Here is a 19,979-nt window from a genome sequence, read left to right as displayed (position 1 = left end):
GAATATCCCTAGCCAGGTAAGAATCTATACAATCTACATTTGGTTCCCAGCTATCGGCTTCCGCCACCGCGCCGAGAAGCAGGTCGCCGCGAAGCCGATCGCGTCGTTGACCTCGAGCATCGGCCGGTTCTCCTCGGCGTTGACCGTCTCCACGAGCGCGCACCCCGGGAACCGGTCCATCAGTTCGCGGAGGTTGGCGAGCTTCAGCACCATCCCGAGCCGGTGTCCGCGGTGCTCGCGGAGCACCAGGGTGTCCATCTGCTCGGCCGGGCGGTCGGACTCCTCGGACACGTCGAGCTCCGTGAACCCGACGGCCTGCCCCGTCGCCTCCTCGACCACGATCGAGGTGAGCGCGACCCGGGGGCTCTCGGCCCACAGGTCGTCGACGGCTCGGACCCGGTCGGCGGTCCAGACATCGGTCAGGTCGATGCCGGCGTTCGGGGCGTCGGTGCTCATCCGGGTGCGCAGGAGGGCGATGGCCTCGAGCCACTCCTCCGGCGTCCGCCCCTGCCAGCTGACCGTCCGGTAGCCGACGGCCGCCGCGACCGCCTCAACGAGGAGGCCGGAGAAGACGCGCGTGTCGACGGGCAGCGGCAGGGCGCTGATCCGTCCGACCTGCTCGAGCGAGAAGCCGTGACGCCGCAGGAACCGGGTCGACGGGAGGTCGAGCGGCACCGAGCCGAAGCCCGTGGGCGCGGGAATCGCCTCACCGCCGACACCGGCCGGGTAGGTCGTCTGGTTCTGGATGGTGCTGCGGCCGTTTGCGAGCGCCAACTCCTCCAGGCGTGCGTAGAGCGCCGAGCCGATGCCGCGACCGCGGAACCCGGGGAGCACGGAGACGGCGCCCCAGCATTCCGGGGCGCCGACCGGCAGCGCCAGGTTCCCCCGGGCGACGACGCGGCCGTCGACCTTGGCGACGAGCCCGGCCATCGGCCGCGACTCGTCCCTCCAGTCCGGCAGCAGCTCGGCCGCGGACATGACCTCTCCGGTGTGGCCGCGCTGCTCCGCCTCGACGGCGTTGCGCACGGTGGCGAAGCCGACGAAGTCCGCCGCATCCGGCGCGTCGACGCTGACGGGGACCACGAGCGGTTCGATGGTGAAGCCCGTGAGCGTGCTGGTGTGATCTGACGTAGACATGAGTCCTCATTTGTGTGCAGGGTCGATCGACTCACCCACGGTCGTGGGGAGGAAGCGGGTCGCTGCTAGAGGATCACGAGGTCGAGCATTCCATACCGGCGGCCCGGAGGACAAGAACCGATGGCTGAACCGGCGTCCCGGGAGTACTGTTTGCCGATGTGGACCCTCTCAGGCACGTGGAGAGCAGCACGGGCGACCCGGCGGAAGCCGACGCGCTGCTCCGCGAGGCGGGCGGACGCTTCGCGTTCTCGCGCGACCCGGGGTCGGACTTCTCGTTCCGGGTGAAGCAGGCCGGCGACGAGGGCGTCGCCGTCGGCGTGTACCGCATCGACGGGGAGTGGCAGTCCGACGGCGAGTTCGACCAGTTCGGGGTGAGTGGCGTGTTCGCCGGCGACTACCGCTGGGAGATCGACGGCGACCGCGGCTCCGGCTACGCGACGCCGTTCCTGTCCCGGCCCGGGCACGAGCTGTTCGGCCACGGCGACGACCTGACGATCGTCAACGTCTACATCACCCCGGAACGGCTCAGGGAGGTCGCCCGTCAGGTGTACGCGGACGACCGCGCCGACCCGGTGTTCGAGTCGCCGCGCCCGGTCGACCCGCAGCGCAGCCTCGCCATGCTGCAGACCCTCCAGGTGGCGTCCGAGTTCGTGCGGTCCGGGATGATCGAGAACCCGATGATCCGGGCGAGCCTGTTCCATCAGCTCGCGGTCGGAGTGCTCGAGACCTTCCCGCTCGAGCGGGACAGTCGGCGGCCGCCGGCGACCCGCCGCGACGAGACCGCCGTCTATCGGCGCGCGAAACGCTTCATGGACGACTGCCTGTCCCTGCCGATCACGCTCGGCGACGTCGCCGTCGCGGCGGCGACGGACGTCCACACGCTGAACGCGGCGTTCCGCTCGCGCACGGGCAGCGGCGCGGGTACGTACCTGCGCCGCGCCCGGCTCTCGGCGGCCCGGGCCGACCGCACGGTCGAGCCCACGCTGTGCGATGCGGCGCTGGCGGCCCGGTGGGGCTTCCCGTCGGAGGACGGGTTCCGTCGTGCGTACCGGTCCGTGTACGGGGCGACGGAGGGCGTGTGACCCTGCCGGCGACCGGCTGAGGCGAGCCAGCCGCGCGAGCCTGGGGGCACCGTGGGCTCTGTGTTCGAGGGATTCGTCGAGGAGGACATCGACGTCGGTGACGCGGTCATCGCCGTGATGCGGGAGCTGGGCCACGAGCGTTTCCTGCTGGCCGGCCACGACCGGGGCACCACGTCGCGTTCCGGGTGGTGGCCGAGGAGGCGCCGGAGGCCCTCGCAGCCGCGCTGGTCGACTTCTTCGGTCGCGGCTGCGGCGCGCCGGACCGGGGCGGGGCTTGACAAGGACGCGGGGCGAGGCGGACGTTCCTGGGAAGAAGAATCACCGGAGAGGGGCCTGATGCGCACGGTGCGGTCGCCGCGAAGACGTCCCCGTTCGGCTCCCGCCATCGTCGTGACCTTCGACGACCGTCCCCCGGGCGCTCACGCGCCGACCGTCCTGCTGCTGCACGGCATCGGGGTCAGTTCGCGGTACTTCCACCGGCTCGCTCCCGAGCTCGCCAAAGGCGGCCGCGTGATCGCCGTGGATCTGCCCGGCTTCGGGCGCTCGCCGAAGCCGGCACGTCCCCTGACGGTGGAGGACTACGCCGGGCTCGTCGCGGCGTTCGTCGAAGCCCGGGCGATCGGGCCGGTCGTGGTCGTCGGCCATTCGATGGGCGCGCAGATCGCGACGAGCCTGGCGCGCCGGAGGCCGGACCTGGTGGCCGAAGCGGTGCTGATCGGGCCGGTCATGGCGCCCTCGGACGCGACTCCGGTGCGGGCGGCTGCCCGGCTCCTGATCGACACGCTCCGCGAGAGCCCGCACAGCAATGCGCTCGTGTTCACCGACTACGTCCGCTGCGGGCCGCGATGGTATCTGGCCGTGCTGCCCTCGATGCTCGGCTACCGCCTGGAGGATGACGTGCCGGAGCTGGAGATGCCGGTCACGATCGTCCGCGGGGAACGCGACCCGATCGCGCGCGCGGAGTGGACGCGCGCCATCGCGTCGGCGACCCCGCGCGTCCGGCTCGTGGCGGTGCCGAGCGCGCCGCACGTCGTCATGCTCAGTCACCCTCGCGCGGTCGCTCGGGAGATCCGTCGGCGGAGCGCTCCCGGAGCTTGACCGACTCTGCCGTGAGCGCCTCCTCCTTCTTGAGCGCCTTCTCGCTCAGACGGGTGTCCCGGGGCGGCAGCTGGATGGTCTCCTCGGCCGCCATCCCGGCCTGCAGCTCGCGACCGCGCTCCGTCTCGGCGTCGAGCTCCGCTCCGAACAGGAGGGCGATGTTGGCGATCCACACCCAGAGCAGGAAGACGATCACTCCGGCGAGAGGGCCGTACGTGCGGGAGTAGTTGGCGAACGTCGCCACGTACAGCCCGAACAGCAGGGTGGCGACGGCGAGGACGAGGATGGCGACGATCGCGCCCATGCTGATCCACCGGAACTTCGGCTGCCGCGTGTTCGGCGCGAAGTAGTACAGCACGGCGATGATGACGATGACGACCACGAGCATCACCGGCCATTTGACGATCTCCCAGATCGTCTGCGGCGTCGAGCCGAGCCCGAGCGCGCCGCCGACGGCCTTGGTGACCGGGCCGGACACCACGAGCATGAGGGCCACGATCGCCACGAGGACGAGCGAGATCACCGTGACCAGCAACTGCTGCGGCTTGAGCTTCCAGAACGGGCGGCCCTCGTCGATCTCGTAGATGCGGTTCATGGCGCGGGAGAACGCGCCGATGTAGCCCGACGCCGACCAGATCGCGAGGACGATGCCGAGCACGAGCGCGATGCCGGACGCGGGGGAGTGCGCGGCGTTCTCGAGCGGGCCTTGCAGGAGTTTGGCCGTGTCGCCGGGGGCGACCTGCTTCAGGATGCCGAGGAGCTGAGTCGTCGCGGCGCTCCCCTGGCCGAAGACGCCCAGCAGCGACACGAGCGCCAGGAGTCCGGGGAACAGCGAGAGGACCGCGTAGTAGGTGAGGGAGGCGGCGATGTCGGTGCACTTGTCGTTGCTGAACTCGCGCAGCGTCCGCTTGAGCACGATCTTCCACGAGCTGCGGTGCAGCTTCGGCGGGCTGTCGGGTTTGCGGGGGTCGTCGGGGGAGGGTGCGTCGGCCAGGCGCTGGCTGGCTCCGATGTCGTCGTCGCTCATCAGGTCGCTCCTTGGGGTTCCGGTGTGGATCGGGTCTGGTGGGGTTGTGGTTCTGGTTCTGGTTCCGGTCGTGGGACGGGAACGGCGCGGCGCCGGCCGAAGCCTGCGCCGCGCCGTCGTCCTGGTCGCCGCTCAGGCGTCCTGCACGCGCTGTCCTGCCTCTTTCCCGTCGTCCGCGACGTCGGCGGCGCGGTCTGCGGCCTCCGCCTTGACCGTCTCGACGGAGTCCTGGGCGGTCTCCTTGACGGCCTGGACCGCCTCCTGTGCGGGCTGCTTGAGGTCGTTCGCGATCTCCTTGCCGACCTCTGCGGCCTCCTGGAGCATCGGCTGCGCGGCGTCCTTGGCCTTCGCGGCGAGCTCCTGCTCCTTCTCGCTGGCCGGGATGAGCGAGGCGGCGAGAAGGCCGACGCCGAAGGCGATCAGCCCGACCGCGACCGGGTTGCCCTCGGCCTTGGCGACGACGCGGCGGCCGGCGTCGGCGGTGGCGTCCTTCGCGTCGTCCAGGGCGTCTCCGGCCCGCGCCGCGACGGACTGGTGCGAGTGCCCGGAGTAGTACTCGTTCTCGTCGTCGGACCCCATGATGCGCTGGGTGAAGGAGTGGAACGCGCCCTTCACCTTGCGCCTCTGCCGGTCGGCGATCTTGCTCGGGCTGACCTTGTCGGCCAGGGCGTCGACATCGCCGCTGAGGTTGCGGCGGGTGTTCTCGATCTCGGCGCGGATCACGTCGGGGTTGTCGGTCATCGGTTCTCTCCGTTTCGTTTCAGAGTCTCGGGGAACTCTTTGACCGTCTCGACGGTCTGCGGCATCCCCTTCACCGCCTTGAGCTGGTTGCGGCCGACCACGTACAGGATCAGCGCGATGACGGCCCAGATGATCGCCACGACCACTCCGGACCAGGCGTTCCCCATCAGGTAGCCCAGCGCCCACCAGAGGGCGATGGACAGGAAGAGCACCGCCATCAGGGCGGCGTAGCCGGCGCCGCCGAGCAGGCCGGCGCCCTTCCCGGTGCGCGTCGCGGTCTCCCGCAGCTCCGCCTTGGCGAGCTCGACCTCCTGCCGGACGAGCGTGGACAGGTCGCGACTGACTTCTGCGAGCAGGTCGCCGAGCGATTCGCGTTCCGCCCGCCGCTCCGAGGGAGTGGGCTGGTCGGTCACAGCGAGCCCCCCGGGAACTCACTGGTGGCCGGGAACTCGCGGGTGGCGGGGAACTCGCTGCCGGCGGGGAACTCGCGGGTGGCGTCGCCCGGCGCGGTGCCGCCCATCGTGCCTCCCGGGATGGCGCTGTCGCGCGTCGGCAGGGCGGTGGTGGGCACGCCGGTGACCGGGGTGCCGGTCGTGCGCGCTCCGGCGTCGCCGTGGTCGTCCCCGGACGCGAGCGCCCGGGTGAGCCGGCCGGCGAGCACACCCGTGAGGGCGGCGGCGGCGATGAAGGTGCCGGGGTTGCGTCGCGCGTAGGACTTGACCTCCCGCAGCAGCGAACCGGGGTCGCGCTCGTCGAGCCAACGGGCGACGGACTGCGTCCGTCCCGCCGCTTGGCCGACGATGTCGCTCGCCACACCCTGCTGCTGCGACGACGAGGCCATCTGCTGCAGCTCGTCGCCGATGCTCCGGAGGCCGTCGGCCACGCGCTGCTGCTGGATGGCGGCCTGCTCGCGCAGTTCCTGCTGGGTCTGGCGGTAGAGGTCCTTCGCCTGGGCCTTGGTCTCGTGCGCGACCTCGCGTGCCTCCTCCTTCGCGACGCTCGCCACGTCTCCGGCCGCGTCCTTGGCCGAGTCGGCGACGCGCGCCGCCTCGTCCTTCGCGACGTCCGTCTTGCCGGCGTCGTCGGCCGGTCCGGCGAGGGTGCCGGCGGTGCCCTGGGCGGCCGGGCCGCGATAGGACCCCGCCGTGCTGGTGGTCTGGCGTGTGCTGTCGAACACCGGCGTTCCGCCGAATTCGTCCTCCGAGTTCGTCATGCTCGGGTCTCCTTTTCGCTCGTGGACTGTGGTGGCGTCCATACAGCCACGGGACGATCGCGGGCGTGAGGCGCTTGACACGCCCGCCCGGGCGGAGGATAACGCGGGCGGAGGAGAGGGAGGGGCCGCCGCACGGTCAGCTCCCGGACGGCTGTTCGTCCTCCGTCTCCGCCGCCGCCGTGCCTGGAGAGGCGCCCCGCGACACCCGGACCATCGCCGAGATCATCGCGTTGCCGACGGCGATCAGCGGCACGGCGAAGAGCGCGCCGGGGACTCCGGCAAGGCCCGTCCCCGCGGCCACTCCGACGACGACGGCTAGCGGATGGACCTTGACCGCTCCGCCGACCAGCAGCGGCTGCATGACGTGCGCCTCCAGCAGGTGCACCAGGAGCACTCCCGCGAGCATGATCAGCGCCTGGACGGGCCCGGCGAAGACGAGCGCGATCGCCACGGCGATGATGCCGGAGACGATCGCGCCGATGACCGGGATGAACGAGAACAGCAGGACGATGACGCCGATCGGGATGGCCAGCGGCAGGCCGAGGAAGAACGCCACGAGCCCGATCCCGACACCGTTGACGGCCGCGACCAGGATCTGCACGCGCACGAAGCTCGTGAGGGTGCGCCAGCCGGCTTCGCCTCCCGCCCGCAGAGCCGGCTGGCCGCCGCGGGGGAACAGCCGGGTGACCCACCGCCAGATGCCCGCGCCGTCGATCAGGATGAAGATCGTCGCGAACAAGGCGATCAGGGTGTCGGCCAGGATGCGCCCGGTCGTGGAGCCGACCCGCAGCGCTCCGCCGACGAGAGCCCCGCTGTCCTTCTGCGCGAGTACGCCCGCATCGCGGAGGTAGGCCGCGAACTGTGCGTCGCTGACGTTCCAGGGCGGCTGACGCAGCGCGTCGCGTGCCCGGGTGTAGGCGGCCTCCGATGAGTGCTCGAGCTGCGGCAGACCGGCCTGCACCTGCCACGCCACGAGCGCGATGAGGCCGGCGACGACTGCGGCGAAAGCGAGCAGGCACACGAGGATCGCCGCCCACTTGGGCCACCGATGCCGGATCAGCCCGGCGACCGCCGGCTGGAGGAGCGCGGCGACGAGGAGCGCGACCAGCACCGGGACCACGATCTCGTGGAAGGTGAACACCAGGTAGATGACCACCCCGGCGAGCGCGATGATGGCGAGCAGCCGCCACGACCACTCGGAGGCGGTGCGGACACCCGACGGGACGGTCGACGGGCGATCCGGTCGGGGCGTGTCGGAGGGGGCCACGATGTCACCCCTCTTCCTGATCGCCGGCGTTCCGCTCGCCCAGCAGCCGGTTGAGACCCCACGCCACCAGGATGGTGAACGCGAGTGCGGCGGCCATGCTGAGGATGCCGACGGGCGTCGCGATGATGCCCAGGCTCACGATCAGCGTCGTCGCGCCTGCCGGCGGGTGCGGGAGCCCGAGGGCTCCGAGCACGAACGCCGTGATCGCGACGGACAGGATCGCCGCCCCCAGGTAGGCCGGGGTCAGTCCGCCGACGGGGGCCGACGGCTTGCCGTTCAGCCCGAACAGGAACAAGCACAGCGTCCCTGCCGCCAGGCCGACAGCGTGGCCGACCCCGGCGTTGAGGAGACGGGCTGTGGGATGCCGCGGCGACCCGAACATCACCATGACGGTGGCGCCCAGGCTGGGGAACATCCAGGGGGCGGCGAAGAGCAGCCCGATCGCACCGGAGGCGGCCAGGACGATCAGCGAGAGCACGGCGGCGTAGGCGCCGGCTCCCGCTGACCCGCCCCGGTCGGTGAGCCGTTGGAGCACTGAAGGTCTCATGCCTCCGATCCAAGCGCTCCGCGGGCGCGGCTCAACCCCTTGCGCTCGTCGCCTCCGGGTGGGCCGCGGCCCCGTCCGTCTCCTCGACGCGCAGTTCCGGCGCCCGTCGGCGGAAGCCGCGGGTCAGGACCGCGAGGTAGATCACGCCGATGACCAGCCAGCCGATCCCGAGGTACAGCGCGATCGGCCCGAGCTGCGTGAGCAGGTACAGGTCGACGAGCGCGCCGATGGCCGGGAGGACGGCGAACTTCGCGATCGACGGGCGCTCGCGGTTCCTGCGCAGCCGGACGAAGTGCACGATCACGCAGACGTTGACCATCGTGAACGTGAGGAAGGCGCCGAAGTTGATGAACGACGTCGCGGTGTCGAGCGAGAGCCCGAGCCCGAACATCGCGACCGCCCCGATCAGGATCAGGTTCAGCAGCGGTGTCTGGAAGCGCGCGCTCAGCCGCCCGAAGAACCGCCGGGGCAGCACACCGTCGCGGCCCATGACGTACATGAGGCGGCTGGTGCTCGCCTGGATCGCCATGGCCGACGCGAATCCTCCGACGATCACGACCAGGTTCACGATGTTGGCGAACACCGGGCCGCCGACGAGCACCGACATCGCGTACGAGGCCGTGGAGGGGTCCTTGAACTGGCCGCCGGGGTGCACGAGCTGCATCACGTAGGAGACGACCACGAAGATCAGGCCGCCGATCACCACCGCGAGGAAGATGCCGCGGGGGATGTTCCGCTCCGGGTTCACGGTCTCCTCGCTCAGCGTGCTGATCGCGTCGAAGCCGAGGAACGAGTACGCGGCGATCGCCGCGCCGGCCGAGACCGCCGCGATGGTGCTACTGGAGTTCCACAGCGGCGCGCTCAGCGACGCGACGTGGGAGCCGGTCAGGTGGCCGACGCAGAGGACGACGAAGGCGGCGATGCCCAGCCCGGTGAGCGTCATGAGCGTCTTGTTCACCCGGTCGGCGAGCACGATGCCGAGCCCGTTGACGACCGTGGTGACCACGATGTTGATGAGGAGCCAGACCCAGACCGGCACGGACGGGAACTGGGCGTTGAGGTAGACCGACTGGATCAGCCACGCCACCATGGGCAGGAAGAAGTAGTCGAGCAGGATCGCCCAGCCGACCAGGAAGCCCACGTTCGCCCCGATGGTCTTGCGGGCGTAGGTGTACGCCGAGCCCGACGCCGGGTAGAGCCGGGCCATGCGGCCGTAGCTCAGCGCGGTCAGCGACATCGCCGCCGCCGCGATGATGTACGACGTCGGCGAGGTGCCGTCGCTCGCGCCGGCGATCACGCCGAAGGTGAGCATGACGATCGCCGGCGACATGTACGCGACGCCGAACAGCACGATGGAGGACAGGGACAGCTTGGCCGTCAGGTGCGGAGCCGTGCTCATGCGCCGGCCTCCTCGAGGGTCGCGGTGCTCGGACTCCAGCGCGACGCGGAGATGCGGCCGTCGTAGAGCGGGAGGGGGATCGAGGCGTCGTCGTGGTCGAACTGGCTCCACGGCCGCGTCACGCCCGCGGTCCCGAAGCTCCGGACCAGCCCGACCTCGTCGAGGTCGATCGTGTCGGTGAGCACGGTCGACTCGGAGCTCGCCGACTCGACCCGGACCCGCCCCTGCGGGTCGGCGAGGAGGCTGCGGCCGAGCCCGTCCGGGGCGGCGGCGTTCACACTGGCCACGAAGACCTGGTTCACGATCGCGTTCGCCTTCGCGAGGGTCACCTCCTGCGCGCGGTCGGCTGTGGGGGTGCGGACGACGTTGACGATGAGCTCGGCGCCCATCCAGGCGAGGTGCCGGCTCGTCTCCGGGAACCAGGCGTCGTAGCAGATGGAGAGCCCGATCCGGCCGTGCCCGGCCATGTCGAAGACCACGAACTCGGAGCCGGACGCCGCCTTCTCGTACGGCCGCCACGGGAAGATCTTGCGGTAGGCCGCCACCCGGCGCCCCTCGGGGGAGTAGGCCGTCGCCGTGTTGTAGATCCGGCCGTCCGCGCCGCGCTCGTAGAAGCTGCCGGGGATCAGCCAGACGCCGAGGTCGCCCGCGACCTGGGCGAGCTCGCGGTCCAGTGGGCCGTCGAGCGGCTGCGCGAGCGCCGCCATCTGCTCGACCGGGTCGGCCGGGGTCTCCGCCCCGGCGTCGGCGAGGTGCAACTCCGGGTAGACGAAGAGGTGCGCGTCCGGGTGCGAGCGGGTGAGTCGGCCGAGGTGGACCGCGAAGGCGTCCACGTCGTGGTGCGGGGCGGCCGGTGCTTGCACCAGTGCCAGGGAGAGGGGTCGGGTCATCGTTAACCGGATTCCGCTGGGCCCACGAGGGGCGGACGAATAAATTAAACGAAATTTATGTAATTAACTGCGCGATGTCAAGCCGACGGTCGCCGGGGGGCGTGGTGTGCGACGATCGACGTATGGCCCGGCCGAAGGAACAGACCAAGCGACGAGACCAGCTCATCGCGGCCGCCTCCAGCGCCGTGCTGCGGCACGGCGCCAGCGGTCTGCGGCTCGCGGACATCGCCGAGGAGGCGGGCCTCACGTCGGCCTCCGTCCTCTACTACTACCCCGATGTCCGCGAGCTCTACACCGCCGCCTTCGCTCAGGGCGGCGAGGAGTACATCGCCCTCCGCGAGGCGCACGTGGAGGCCGCCGGCTCGCTCGAGGACAAGCTCGCCGCGTGTATCCGGTCGGGGATCCCGTGGCCCGGTCACGCCGAGGAGACGAGCCGGCTGCTCTACGAGCTCACCCCGATCGTGCTCCGCAATGAGGCGGCCGCCGCGGAGCACGTGACACTGATCGCCCGCCAGGCCGCCCTCTACGAGCGGGTGCTCCGCGACTGCGAGGTGTCGGGGCGCTTCCGGCTCCGGCAGCCGGCGGAGGTGCTGGCGCGCGGCTTCGTGGCGCTCGAGGAGGGCTTCGGCGTCGACGTTCTCGTCGGCGAACTCGACCCGGCGACCGAGGAGGAGTGGCTGCTCGGCTACGCGGGTGTGATGATCGTGCCCGTGGCGTAGGGAACCCGAGGAGACTGCCATGCCCGGCTTCTTCGTCAGGGTCGCGAACCGTCCATCCCGTCGCGAAGGCTCGCGGTCGCACCAGCCGGTGCACTCCGGGGCCTCCGGAGTCGACGCGGTGGTATTCCCGTCGTTCGACGCCTACGAGGACGACGGCAGCTGAGCCGTGGCCCCGAGGTCGAGCGCGTCCGTGAACGAATAGGGCGGCCACGGCCCGATGAAGGTCACCTCCGCCGCGGGCTCCTCGCTACGGATCGCGGCAAGCACGGCGCCGACCGACTCCACCGCTCCTCGCTCGGCGAGGAGGGCCAGGTCGAGCACGGTCACGTACCCCGGCCGCGGGTGGGCGCGCCGGTTCTCGGAGACGTCGACGCTGAGCGCGGCCAGCCGCCGCCGGTAGTCTGCGTACAGGTCGTTCGCCAGCCGGTCGGCCGCGTCGTGCTCGAGGGAGTCGAGCTTCTTCTGCAGGAGGCGCCGGACCCCGGGAGGACGTTCGGCCAGGGAGTCGCGCAGTTCGGTGGCTTCGGCGCTCCGCCCACCCACGACGTGCTGGTCGAGGGCGATCTCCACCCGGAGCTCGACCAGGCCGGTGAGAGCGCGCAGCCGGGCGGTGAGGGCGCCGGCGGAGTCGGTCAGCCAGCCGCGGAGGCGTTCCGTGGCCGACTCTCCCTCGCCGGGCGCCACGATCACGTTGAAGGTCGCCGGAAGCACGGTGTCGCCGAGCGCCCAGGCGCGCTCCACCACCTCGCTGTGCCGCACGATCCACTGCTTCACGTCGTCGTCGTCGCCGGTGAGCGGGCCGACCTGGCCGTCGTGGACGACCGCTGCGAGCCCGGCGGCCGAGACGACGTCGAGTGGCGCGTCCCGGATCCCGGCCCCGAGCTCCGGCGGGGAGGCGGGCTCCGGGATGATCGCGTAGAGGTACAGCCCCGGCGCGTCGGGCGTGGCCGTCAACCCTGGAGCCTCGTGTCGTGCAGCCTCGTGTCGCGCAGCCTCGTGTCGAGGAACTTGCCGACCACATCGTCGACGACGTCGTCCAGGCCGGACCGCAGCTCGGCGACGGACTCCGCGATCCCGTGGTCCTCCTTGAGCTGCGCCATCGCCGCGTCGAGCTGAAGCAGCGCCTCGCCGAGGCGGTTCTGCTCCTCCTCGGTCAGGTCGCCGCTCTCCATCCGCCGCAGGGCCTGGGTCTCCAGGGCGCCCTGGATGACTTCGACCAGCGTCACGACGAGCGTGAGCAGCCCGTTCTTCAGGCTGTCCTCATTCACGTTCAGGGGCATTGCCGCGCACCTCCCGCATCATTCCGTAGTCGAGCATGGTCTGCATGCCCGCGATCGTGGCCCGCAGATTGACGCCGATCAGCGGCACATCGGCGACCGTGATGATCAGGTCGAGATCCAGATAGACCCCCTTGTCGAGCAGCACGTCGACCAGCGCCGCGAGGGTCGCATGCTGGTCCCGCGTGGGCTCCAGGGGCGTCCGCGTGGGCTCCAGGGGGGTGTCCGTCGTCATCGTCATGGTGCCTCACCCGTCCGACGAGCCGGACTGCTCCAGCGCCTTGGACTGCGCGCTCTGCCAGCCGCACCAGGGGCAGAACTCGTTGAGCAGCTGCTGGAGGGGCGCGCGCTTGCCGCACGCCGGGCAGGTCTCCTTCTGCTCGATCGCCTCCCGCCAGGCGATCGTGTCGCGCTCGGTCCCGGAGGGGAACTCCAGCCCGTACCGCGCCGCCGTCTCGATGGACGCCAGCGCGGCCCGGATCCGGATGCCGAGGAGCTCCACGCCGCCCACCGCGACGGTGATGTCGGCGTTGATGACCAGCCCCTTGTCCAGCAGCGTCTCGATCACATGCGTGAGCGTGTTGTCGCCGGACTTCTGTGGTTGCATCGCCTTCTGGGGTTGCATCGCTTTGTTCTGCTCGGGGATCACGGAACGCCCCCTCACTCGCCGGTCGCGCGGCCCCGCAGGTACCGTTTCTGCCGGGAATAGGTCGTGAGGTCGCCTTCGGCGTCGACCTCCACCGCGTACTCGGCCAGGACGTCGGTGGTGTCCGGGATGCGACGGCTCTCGACGACCTCGACGGTGACCGTCCAGCCGCCGTCGTCCTTCTTCTCGATGCCGACCACGCCCTCGACGTCGCGACGGGTCAGCTCCTGCAACTGCTGCATCGCCTTCTGGGCGGCTTTCGCCGGATTCATCGCCATTTCGCTACTCCTCCCGGCGTGGACGGGTCTTGGACTCGATGAGCCGGGCGACGAGCTCCTTCTCGAGGGCGCGAGCGTCCTCGTCGGAGATCGTGCCGGCCTCCCTGGCTTCGCTCACGGCCTCGAGCTGACGCCGGATCACGCCCGGGTCGTAGTACTTGCGCTCCGCCTCCTCGAGCACTCGGTCGGCGACCCAGATGGTTCCCCTGAGCGGCGCGAGCGGCAGGCCGACCAGGCTGGTCAACAACCCCATGGCGTCACACCTCTCCCACGAAGTCGTAGGGCGCTTGCGGCCCCAGCAGCCGGAAGACTATCCGGCCCGCCGTCTCCGCGGCCAGACCGTCGACGGCCCGCTCGAACTCCGCTTGTGCGCCCCGCTCGACGAGCGCGACGAGCTCGATCACGTCCTCGCTGCCGCGCCGGTCACGGATGACCGCGTCCCGCGCGAGCGGTGACAGCCGGTCGGACACCGTGCGTGCGTCCACGGCGGCCTTGCGCTCGATGGCGTCCGCCACGAGCCGGCCCAGCTCGATCAGGTCGTAGTACGCCTCGTCCTCGCCCTTTCCGGCGGTGGCCTCGCGCAGACGCGCGACCTCGGGGTTCTCGCTGATCACCTCCGCCAGCACGACGTTCTCGACGTAGCGGGCCCGCACGGTGAACTGCGCCGCTCCCTCGACCCGCCTCAAGCGGTCCAGGTAGTCGTCCCGCATGCTCGGGAGGACCTCCTGCACGAGGGCGTCTGCATCAGGGACGACGGTCCCGAACGCCATCGGGAGAACAGCGTGCTCGGCGGCCACGCGGTCCAGGACGGTGCTGTGCGCCAGCAGGTTCTCCGGCGTGCCGAGCTCGTCGGGGTCGGCGACCGGTGTCACGAGGACGGCGAGGTCGCCGGCCTCCAGGAGGCCGACGGTCTCGCCGCCCACACCGGGCGACGCCGGGAGCGGTGTCCCGGCGCGCACGATGCCGTAGACATACTGGTCCGCCGGATCGTGGCCGCTCATTCGCTACGGCTCGGGGCCCGGCGACGGGTCGGGCGACGTTCGCCCTCCTCGTTGTCGCCGCTCCGGTCGGAGTGTCTGTCGTTCTTGTCGTTGTCGTCGTCGTCCTTGTTCTTGCCGCCGGTGATCGCGTCCTTGATCCCGGAGACGGCGCCGCTGGTCTTGCCACGTGCCCCGCTCTCCTGCATCCCCTCGATGAGGCCCGGCAGGTCCTTCCCGCCCTGCTTGGTCAGGTCGAGCCGGTTGGTCGCCTCGGCGAAACGCAGATAGGTGTCCACGCTCGCGATGACGATGCGGGCGTCGATGGTCAGCACTTCGATGCCGACCAGGGAGACGCGCACGTACGCGTCGATCACGAGACCTTTGTCGAGGATGATCTCGATGACGTCGGCCAGCGAACTGGCCTGCGGGCGCTCGACGTAGCCGCCGCGGGACTGGGTCATGGTCATGGCGTTCTCCTACCTTCTCGCCGGCTCTTGCTCGTCGACGTCTTCGTATTCGTCTTCCTCGTCCGCCGGCTCTTCGGCGTCCTCGGCGTCGGGCTCGTCCTCGTACTCGTCCTCGGGCGCCTCCTCCTCGTCGGCAGGCGCCTCCTCCTCTTCGGCGGGCTCCTCCTCGTCTTCCGGCGCCTCCTCCTCTTCGGCGGGCTCCTCCTCGTCTTCCGGCGCCTCGTCGTCGTAGTCGCCCTCGTCTTCTGCGGGCTCCTCCTCGTCGGCAGGCTCGTCCTCGTACTCGTCGTCTGCGGGCTCCTCCTCGTCGGCGGGCTCCTCCTCGTCGTAGTACTCGTCGTCGGAACCCTGGTCCTCATCGGAACCCTGGTCCTGGTCGGAACCTTGGTTCTCGTCGTTCTCCTGGTCCTCGCGCTCGGCCTGCTCCTGCTCCACGACCTCGTCGTGGGTGCGGACGATCTCCTCGTCGCGGATCTCGCCGCGCCAGCCCTCGACGCTGTCCGGATCGAGGATCGTCGTGGTCATCACGTGCCGCACGTAGCGCTTCAGCTCGACGCGCACGCGCCGGCCGACCGCGCGCCAGATCTGCGCGGTCTTCTCGAAGAGCCCCTGCGGGTAGTACTCCACGACGGCGATGATCCGGGTCAGCCGGGGCGCCAGCGGGTGGAACGTCACGGCGCCGTCGAGGTGGCCCTTCTGTCCCGTGGACTTCCACACGATGCGGTCGTCCGGCACCATCTCCTTGATCGTCGCGTCCCACGTCCGGTGCGAGAGGAAGACCTGTCCTTTGAAGTGGACCTTCCGCTCCTCCTTGTCGTCGTGGTCGGATTTCTCCACCTTCTTCATGAAGTCGGACCACTCGTTGAACTCGCTCCACTGGTTGTAGGCGACCGTGATCGGGACGCCCACGTCGATCTCCTCGACGATGTTCACCAGCTTCTGATTCTTGCTTCCTGAACCGCCGCCGCCGGTGAACGCGTCCTTGATCTTGTCCTTGACTCCGGAGACCGCGCCGCCGATCGCGGCCTTGGCGGGGTTCTCGCCTTTGGCAGCGGCTTCGACACCGGCCTTGGTGGCCTTCCCGGTCACGCCCGACGACTCGCCGCTGGCGAAATCGCTCAGCTTGCCGGTCATGTCCTCGACCTTCTCGGAGGCCTTGCGGAGGCCGCTGCCGAGGAGCGACTTCCCGTACTTGACAGTGCTGTCCATCAGCTCGCCGAGCGGCAACTTGTCCGTCAGCGACTCGGAGGTCTTCTCAGCCATATCGGGACTCCTTACTTGGCCGTCCGGCGGGCGCGGGTGCCCTGCGATTTGCCGCTCGACGACGACGTCGACGAGCTGCTGCGGCGGGGCGCGGCCTTGGCGGACGAGCCGCCGCTGGACGAGCCGCTGGAGGACGAGCGTCCGCTGGACGATCCACCGGAGGACGAGCGTCCGCTGGACGATCCGCTGGAGGACGAGCGTCCGCTGGACGATCCACCGGAGGACGAGCCACGCGAGGACGAGCCGCCGGAGGACTTGCTCCCCGAGCTCGACGTCTTCGAGCCCGACGCCTTCGAGGTCGACCGCTGTGCCGGCTTCTTGGCGGTGGACGAGGAACTCCGCGTGGAGGACGACGACCCCGCGGCCGCGCTCCGTGTCCGCGCCGGCTGCCTTCTCGGCTCCTCCTCGCCCTCGTCCTCTTCGGACTCTTCTTCCTCGTCCTCGTCGGCGGGCTCTTCTTCCTCGCCCTCGTCGGCGGGCTCTTCTTCCTCCTCGCCTTCGTCAGGGGCCTCCTCCTCGTCGGCGGGCTCCTCCTGATCCTCGGACGCCTCGTCGACGGGCTCTTCCTCGTCCTCGTCCGGCTCCTCCTCCTCGGCGCCCTCGCCGTTGAGGCGGTCGGTCCGGCTCTGGATCTTGTTGGTCAGCGCGGAGATCCCCTTCGAGGCTCCCGCCACGCCGGCGTCCTTGAGGGCGCCGGCCATCTTGCCGGTGATCTGCTCGAGCAGGCCGGAGGCCTCCGGGGAGGACGCCAGGAGCTCCTTCCCCTTCTCGAGCAGGGCCGGGGCGAATTTCCTTCCGGCGATCACGCCGGCGATCAGCAGCGCCAGTTTCAGCTTCTTCGTGCGGCCGAGCAGATAGCCGCCCAGTAGCAGTCCAGCGGTCTTCGTCTTGTCATCCATGGGTAATGAGCCTCCCCAGGTTGCGGTGTTCGGGTGTGGTCGAGACCGAGTGGCCCCGTCGGGACGTCGCCCGTACGAGCAGAGTCCTCCATTCGGGGGGTAGCGACCCCCTTGACTGACGAATCTTCAGGGGTAGCACTTGTACAGCCGTTGCGTGCGTTTGCGCGGCTGTTGCAGGAGCGCACACCTTCGCGGTCTCCGCGCAAGGGGTTGTGCGCTGCGGATACCGGGCGACGGTGGGTTCATGCAGAAGACCCGGATCGCCGACGTGTGGGGCACCCGCACCCCGTTCCGACCAGGGGCCGAGTGGCCGACCCGTGTCGATCAGGCGCTCGCCGATGGAGTGACAGAGGCCGACGTCGAGCGCTGGGTGCGGTCGGCGTGCGTGTTGTGCAGCAATGGCTGCGGCCTCGACATCGCCGTGAAGGACGGCGTCATGGTCGGAGTGCGCGGCCGGGCGGACGACGCGATCAACCGCGGCCGCCTCGGCCCCAAGGGGCTGTACGGCAGCTGGCAGGGGATGCGCGGCTCCGACCGGCTCACCACCCCGCTCGTCCGCCGCGACGGCGAGCTCGTCCCGGCGACGTGGGACGAGGCGATGGAGGCGATCGTCTCTCGCAGCCGCGAGCTCTTGGACACGGTCGGGTCGCTGAGCCACGGCTTCTACACGAGCGGCCAGCTGTTCCTCGAGGAGTACTACGCGCTGGCGGTGCTCGGAAAGGCCGGCGTCGGCACGCCCCACATGGACGGCAACACCCGCCTCTGCACGGCGACCGCCGCCACCGCGCTCAAGGAGACCTTCGGCGCCGACGGTCAGCCGGGCTGTTACGAGGACATCGACGACTGCGACGCGCTGTTCCTGTACGGCCACAACATGGCGGCCACCCAGACGGTGACCTGGGCGCACATCCTCGACCGGCTCGACGGCCCGAACCCGCCGAAGCTCGTCGCGGTGGACCCGCGGAACACCCCGGTGGCCCAGCGGGCGGATGTGCACCTGGCGCTCAAGCCCGGCACCAACCTGGCCCTGATGCTCGCGCTCGTGCGCGAGCTGATCGTGAACGGCTGGGTGGACGCGGAGTTCGTCGACGCGCACACCGTCGGTTTCGACGACCTGCGCGCGCAGTGCGAGGAGTGGACGCCCGAGCACGCCGCCGAGGTGTGCGGCCTCTCGGCAGCAGACATCCGGGAGGCCGCACGTATCTTCGCGACCTCGGAGCGCGTCCTCTCCACGGTGCTGCAGGGCTTCTACCAGGCGCCGCAGGCGACCGCCTCCTCATGCCAGGTCAACAACCTCCACCTGCTCCGCGGCATGCTCGGCCGTCCCGGCGCGGGCATCCTCCAGATGAACGGGCAGCCCACCGCGCAGAACAACCGCGAGGCCGGCGCCGACGGCGACCTGCCCGGCTTCCGCAACTGGGAGAACCCGGAGCACGTGCGGCAGCTCGCGGCGCTGTGGGACGTGGACCCGCTGGTGATTCCGCACTGGGCGCCGCCGACGCATGCGATGCAACTCTTCCGGTACGTCGAGCAGGGCTCGATCTCGTTCCTGTGGGTGTCGGCGACCAACCCGGCGGTCTCGCTGCCGCAGCTGGCGCGCATCCGGGACATCCTGGCGAAGGAGGAGCTGTTCCTCGTCGTGCAGGACCTCTACCTCACCGAGACCGCCGAACTGGCGGACGTCGTCCTCCCGGCGGCGGGCTGGGGAGAGAAGACCGGGACCTTCACCAACGCGACCCGCACCGTGCACCTGTCCGAGAAGGCTGTCGAGCCGCCCGGGCAGGCGCGCTCCGACCTCGACATCTTCCTCGACTACGCCCGGCGGATGGACTTCCGCCGCAACGACGGCCGGCCGTTGCTGGAGTGGACCGGCCCCGAGGACGCCTACCGCGCCTGGCAGGAGTGCAGCCGCGGGCGGCCGTGCGACTACACCGGCATCTCCTACGGCGACCTGCGCCGCGAGTCCGGCATCCACTGGCCGCGCCGGGAGGGCGAGACCGAGAGCGTCACCCGGCTCTACACGGACTTCGACTTCCCGTCGCGCCCGGACTACTGCGAGAGCTTCGGTCACGACCTGCTCACTGGGGCGAGCGTCGGCGAGGAGGCGTACAAGGCGCTCGGCGTGGACGGCCGCGCGATGCTCAAGTCGGCGAAGTTCACGGGCCCGCACGAGCCGCCGGATGACGTGTACCCGCTGCGGCTGACCACCGGCCGTAGCGCGTACCACTTCCACACCCGCACCAAGACAGGCCGTAGCCCCGAGCTGCAGGAGGCCGCGCCGGCTGTCTGGCTGGAGGTCGCGCAGGAGGACGCGACCGCCCAGGGGCTCGCCGAGGGCGAGCTGGTGGAGGTGCGTTCGCGGCGCGGTCGACTCGTCGCCCCGGTCCGCATCTCGGGCATCAAGCCCGGCACCGTGTTCGCGCCGTTCCACTACGGGTACTTCGACGCCCCTCCCGGTGCGGAGGAACGGCATCCGACCGCCGCCAACGAGCTGACCGCGACCGAGTGGGACCCCGTGTCCAAACAACCCGTGTTCAAGTCCGCGGCCGTGCAGCTGCGCAAATGGGAGGGGGACCGATGAAGCTCCCGGTGTATCTGACCCTGCTGGCGGAGTCGGAGTCTACGCTCGCCGAGTCGTTCCGGCAGGTGGCGGACGCGCACGGCGACGAGCCGGACGTCCACCACCTCTGCCGCAGCCTCGCCGCCCAGTGCGACGCGCATCGCGCCAAGCTCGACCCGGTGATCGCACGGATCGGCCGTTCGCCTGCGGACGACGAGCCCGAGCGCCTGCGCGCCGACGCGATCTCCAAGCCGCGCTCCGGCCCGCTCGGCCTGCTGCGCGACCTCCAGGACCTCTACCTGCTCGCGAGCCTCACCGACATCACCTGGACGATGGTGAACCAGTCCGCCATGGCCCTGCGCGATCAGGAGTTGCTGGACGTCGTGAGCGACTGCGACTCCGAGACCTCCGTGCAGTTGCGCTGGCTGCGCACCCGGATGAAGCAGGCGGCGCCGCAGGCGCTGATCGTCGCATGATGGCTCAGGAGAC

General features: G+C 70.5%; 25 protein-coding genes. 6 read left to right on the top strand and 19 right to left on the bottom strand.

Features of this window, described 5'->3' with window-relative positions; genetic code table 11:
* Positions 1–33: 33 nt before the first annotated feature.
* Positions 34–1,137 (bottom strand): GNAT family N-acetyltransferase, encoded by a 1,104-nt coding sequence (locus AC1ROW_RS10040; protein ID WP_493018742.1) that lies wholly within the window; start codon positions 1,135–1,137, stop codon positions 34–36.
* A 176-nt stretch (positions 1,138–1,313) separates the two neighbouring features.
* Here AC1ROW_RS10040 and AC1ROW_RS10035 point away from each other — a divergent pair, with 176 nt between their 5' ends.
* Both AC1ROW_RS10035 and AC1ROW_RS10030 read left to right on the top strand, forming a co-directional pair.
* Complete coding sequence (locus AC1ROW_RS10035) at positions 1,314–2,219, top strand: helix-turn-helix domain-containing protein (RefSeq protein ID WP_493018741.1); 906 nt, start codon at positions 1,314–1,316, stop codon at positions 2,217–2,219.
* 60 nt (positions 2,220–2,279) lie between these two features.
* Positions 2,280–3,317 (top strand): alpha/beta fold hydrolase, encoded by a 1,038-nt coding sequence (locus AC1ROW_RS10030; protein WP_493018740.1) that lies wholly within the window; start codon positions 2,280–2,282, stop codon positions 3,315–3,317.
* Here the strand turns inward: AC1ROW_RS10030 and AC1ROW_RS10025 are convergent.
* The 8 genes from AC1ROW_RS10025 to AC1ROW_RS09990 form a co-directional block, all read right to left on the bottom strand.
* The gene (locus AC1ROW_RS10025) at positions 3,259–4,344 is read right to left on the bottom strand and encodes a YihY/virulence factor BrkB family protein (protein ID WP_493018739.1); all 1,086 of its coding nucleotides are present in this window, start codon (positions 4,342–4,344) and stop codon (positions 3,259–3,261) included. The genes AC1ROW_RS10030 and AC1ROW_RS10025 overlap by 59 nt on opposite strands.
* 132 nt (positions 4,345–4,476) lie before the next feature.
* Positions 4,477–5,085 (bottom strand): DUF3618 domain-containing protein, encoded by a 609-nt coding sequence (locus AC1ROW_RS10020; protein WP_493018738.1) that lies wholly within the window; start codon positions 5,083–5,085, stop codon positions 4,477–4,479.
* Positions 5,082–5,498, bottom strand: a complete 417-nt coding sequence (locus tag AC1ROW_RS10015; protein ID WP_493018737.1) for a phage holin family protein — start codon at positions 5,496–5,498, stop codon at positions 5,082–5,084. Before AC1ROW_RS10015 ends, AC1ROW_RS10020 begins: the two co-directional genes overlap by 4 nt.
* Positions 5,495–6,298 carry a hypothetical protein gene (locus tag AC1ROW_RS10010; protein ID WP_493018736.1) on the bottom strand — a complete coding sequence of 268 codons (804 nt, stop codon included), beginning with the start codon at positions 6,296–6,298 and terminating at the stop codon, positions 5,495–5,497. The genes AC1ROW_RS10015 and AC1ROW_RS10010 overlap by 4 nt, the downstream gene beginning before the upstream one ends.
* 136 nt (positions 6,299–6,434) lie before the next feature.
* The gene (locus AC1ROW_RS10005; RefSeq protein WP_493018735.1) at positions 6,435–7,565 is read right to left on the bottom strand and encodes an AI-2E family transporter; all 1,131 of its coding nucleotides are present in this window, start codon (positions 7,563–7,565) and stop codon (positions 6,435–6,437) included.
* Between the two features lie 4 nt (positions 7,566–7,569).
* The gene (locus AC1ROW_RS10000; RefSeq protein ID WP_493018734.1) at positions 7,570–8,112 is read right to left on the bottom strand and encodes an HPP family protein; all 543 of its coding nucleotides are present in this window, start codon (positions 8,110–8,112) and stop codon (positions 7,570–7,572) included.
* A 31-nt stretch (positions 8,113–8,143) separates the two neighbouring features.
* Complete coding sequence (locus tag AC1ROW_RS09995) at positions 8,144–9,511, bottom strand: APC family permease (RefSeq protein ID WP_493018733.1); 1,368 nt, start codon at positions 9,509–9,511, stop codon at positions 8,144–8,146.
* Positions 9,508–10,401: a carbon-nitrogen hydrolase family protein gene (locus tag AC1ROW_RS09990; protein ID WP_493018732.1), complete on the bottom strand. Its 894-nt coding sequence runs from the start codon at positions 10,399–10,401 to the stop codon at positions 9,508–9,510. The genes AC1ROW_RS09995 and AC1ROW_RS09990 overlap by 4 nt, the downstream gene beginning before the upstream one ends.
* Before the next feature lie 122 nt (positions 10,402–10,523).
* On the opposite strand from AC1ROW_RS09990, the gene AC1ROW_RS09985 reads away from it, so the two are divergent.
* A complete protein-coding gene (locus tag AC1ROW_RS09985; RefSeq protein WP_493018731.1) occupies positions 10,524–11,120 on the top strand; it encodes a TetR/AcrR family transcriptional regulator in 597 nt (198 codons plus the stop codon).
* Between the two features lie 19 nt (positions 11,121–11,139).
* Positions 11,140–11,283, top strand: coding sequence for a hypothetical protein (locus AC1ROW_RS09980; protein ID WP_493018730.1), 144 nt, complete (start codon positions 11,140–11,142; stop codon positions 11,281–11,283).
* On the opposite strand, the gene AC1ROW_RS09975 is transcribed toward AC1ROW_RS09980, so the two are convergent.
* From AC1ROW_RS09975 to AC1ROW_RS09930, 10 genes are read right to left on the bottom strand one after another with little or no spacing between them, the layout of a single operon-like run.
* The gene (locus AC1ROW_RS09975; RefSeq protein WP_493018729.1) at positions 11,262–12,074 is read right to left on the bottom strand and encodes a GvpL/GvpF family gas vesicle protein; all 813 of its coding nucleotides are present in this window, start codon (positions 12,072–12,074) and stop codon (positions 11,262–11,264) included. The two genes, AC1ROW_RS09980 and AC1ROW_RS09975, sit on opposite strands and share 22 nt — an antisense overlap.
* The gene (locus AC1ROW_RS09970) at positions 12,071–12,400 is read right to left on the bottom strand and encodes a gas vesicle protein K (protein WP_493018728.1); all 330 of its coding nucleotides are present in this window, start codon (positions 12,398–12,400) and stop codon (positions 12,071–12,073) included. The genes AC1ROW_RS09975 and AC1ROW_RS09970 overlap by 4 nt, the downstream gene beginning before the upstream one ends.
* Positions 12,381–12,632 (bottom strand): gas vesicle protein, encoded by a 252-nt coding sequence (locus tag AC1ROW_RS09965; protein ID WP_493018727.1) that lies wholly within the window; start codon positions 12,630–12,632, stop codon positions 12,381–12,383. The genes AC1ROW_RS09970 and AC1ROW_RS09965 overlap by 20 nt, the downstream gene beginning before the upstream one ends.
* 12 nt (positions 12,633–12,644) lie before the next feature.
* Positions 12,645–13,022, bottom strand: coding sequence for a gas vesicle protein (locus AC1ROW_RS09960; protein WP_493018726.1), 378 nt, complete (start codon positions 13,020–13,022; stop codon positions 12,645–12,647).
* 35 nt (positions 13,023–13,057) lie between these two features.
* Positions 13,058–13,321, bottom strand: coding sequence for a gas vesicle protein GvpO (locus AC1ROW_RS09955; protein WP_493018725.1), 264 nt, complete (start codon positions 13,319–13,321; stop codon positions 13,058–13,060).
* A 4-nt stretch (positions 13,322–13,325) separates the two neighbouring features.
* Positions 13,326–13,574 (bottom strand): gas vesicle protein GvpG, encoded by a 249-nt coding sequence (locus AC1ROW_RS09950; protein ID WP_493018724.1) that lies wholly within the window; start codon positions 13,572–13,574, stop codon positions 13,326–13,328.
* A gap of 4 nt (positions 13,575–13,578) precedes the next feature.
* Positions 13,579–14,322: a GvpL/GvpF family gas vesicle protein gene (locus AC1ROW_RS09945; protein ID WP_493018723.1), complete on the bottom strand. Its 744-nt coding sequence runs from the start codon at positions 14,320–14,322 to the stop codon at positions 13,579–13,581.
* The gene (gene gvpJ / locus AC1ROW_RS09940; RefSeq protein ID WP_493018722.1) at positions 14,319–14,768 is read right to left on the bottom strand and encodes a gas vesicle protein GvpJ; all 450 of its coding nucleotides are present in this window, start codon (positions 14,766–14,768) and stop codon (positions 14,319–14,321) included. Before gvpJ ends, AC1ROW_RS09945 begins: the two co-directional genes overlap by 4 nt.
* Positions 14,769–14,777: 9 nt before the next feature.
* A complete protein-coding gene (locus AC1ROW_RS09935; protein ID WP_493018721.1) occupies positions 14,778–16,031 on the bottom strand; it encodes an SRPBCC family protein in 1,254 nt (417 codons plus the stop codon).
* An 11-nt stretch (positions 16,032–16,042) separates the two neighbouring features.
* Positions 16,043–16,930 carry a hypothetical protein gene (locus AC1ROW_RS09930; protein WP_493018720.1) on the bottom strand — a complete coding sequence of 296 codons (888 nt, stop codon included), beginning with the start codon at positions 16,928–16,930 and terminating at the stop codon, positions 16,043–16,045.
* Positions 16,931–17,174: 244 nt separating this feature from the next.
* On the opposite strand from AC1ROW_RS09930, the gene AC1ROW_RS09925 reads away from it, so the two are divergent.
* Positions 17,175–19,511, top strand: a complete 2,337-nt coding sequence (locus AC1ROW_RS09925; RefSeq protein WP_493018719.1) for a molybdopterin oxidoreductase family protein — start codon at positions 17,175–17,177, stop codon at positions 19,509–19,511.
* A complete protein-coding gene (locus tag AC1ROW_RS09920) occupies positions 19,508–19,966 on the top strand; it encodes a hypothetical protein (RefSeq protein ID WP_493018718.1) in 459 nt (152 codons plus the stop codon). The genes AC1ROW_RS09925 and AC1ROW_RS09920 overlap by 4 nt, the downstream gene beginning before the upstream one ends.
* Positions 19,967–19,979: the final 13 nt, after the last annotated feature.

The sequence above is a fragment of the Leifsonia sp. GW821-FHT13C09 genome (assembly GCF_058806435.1).
The sequence above is the reverse complement of the archived record's forward strand: the minus strand, read 5'-3'. Positions and strand labels throughout refer to the sequence as shown.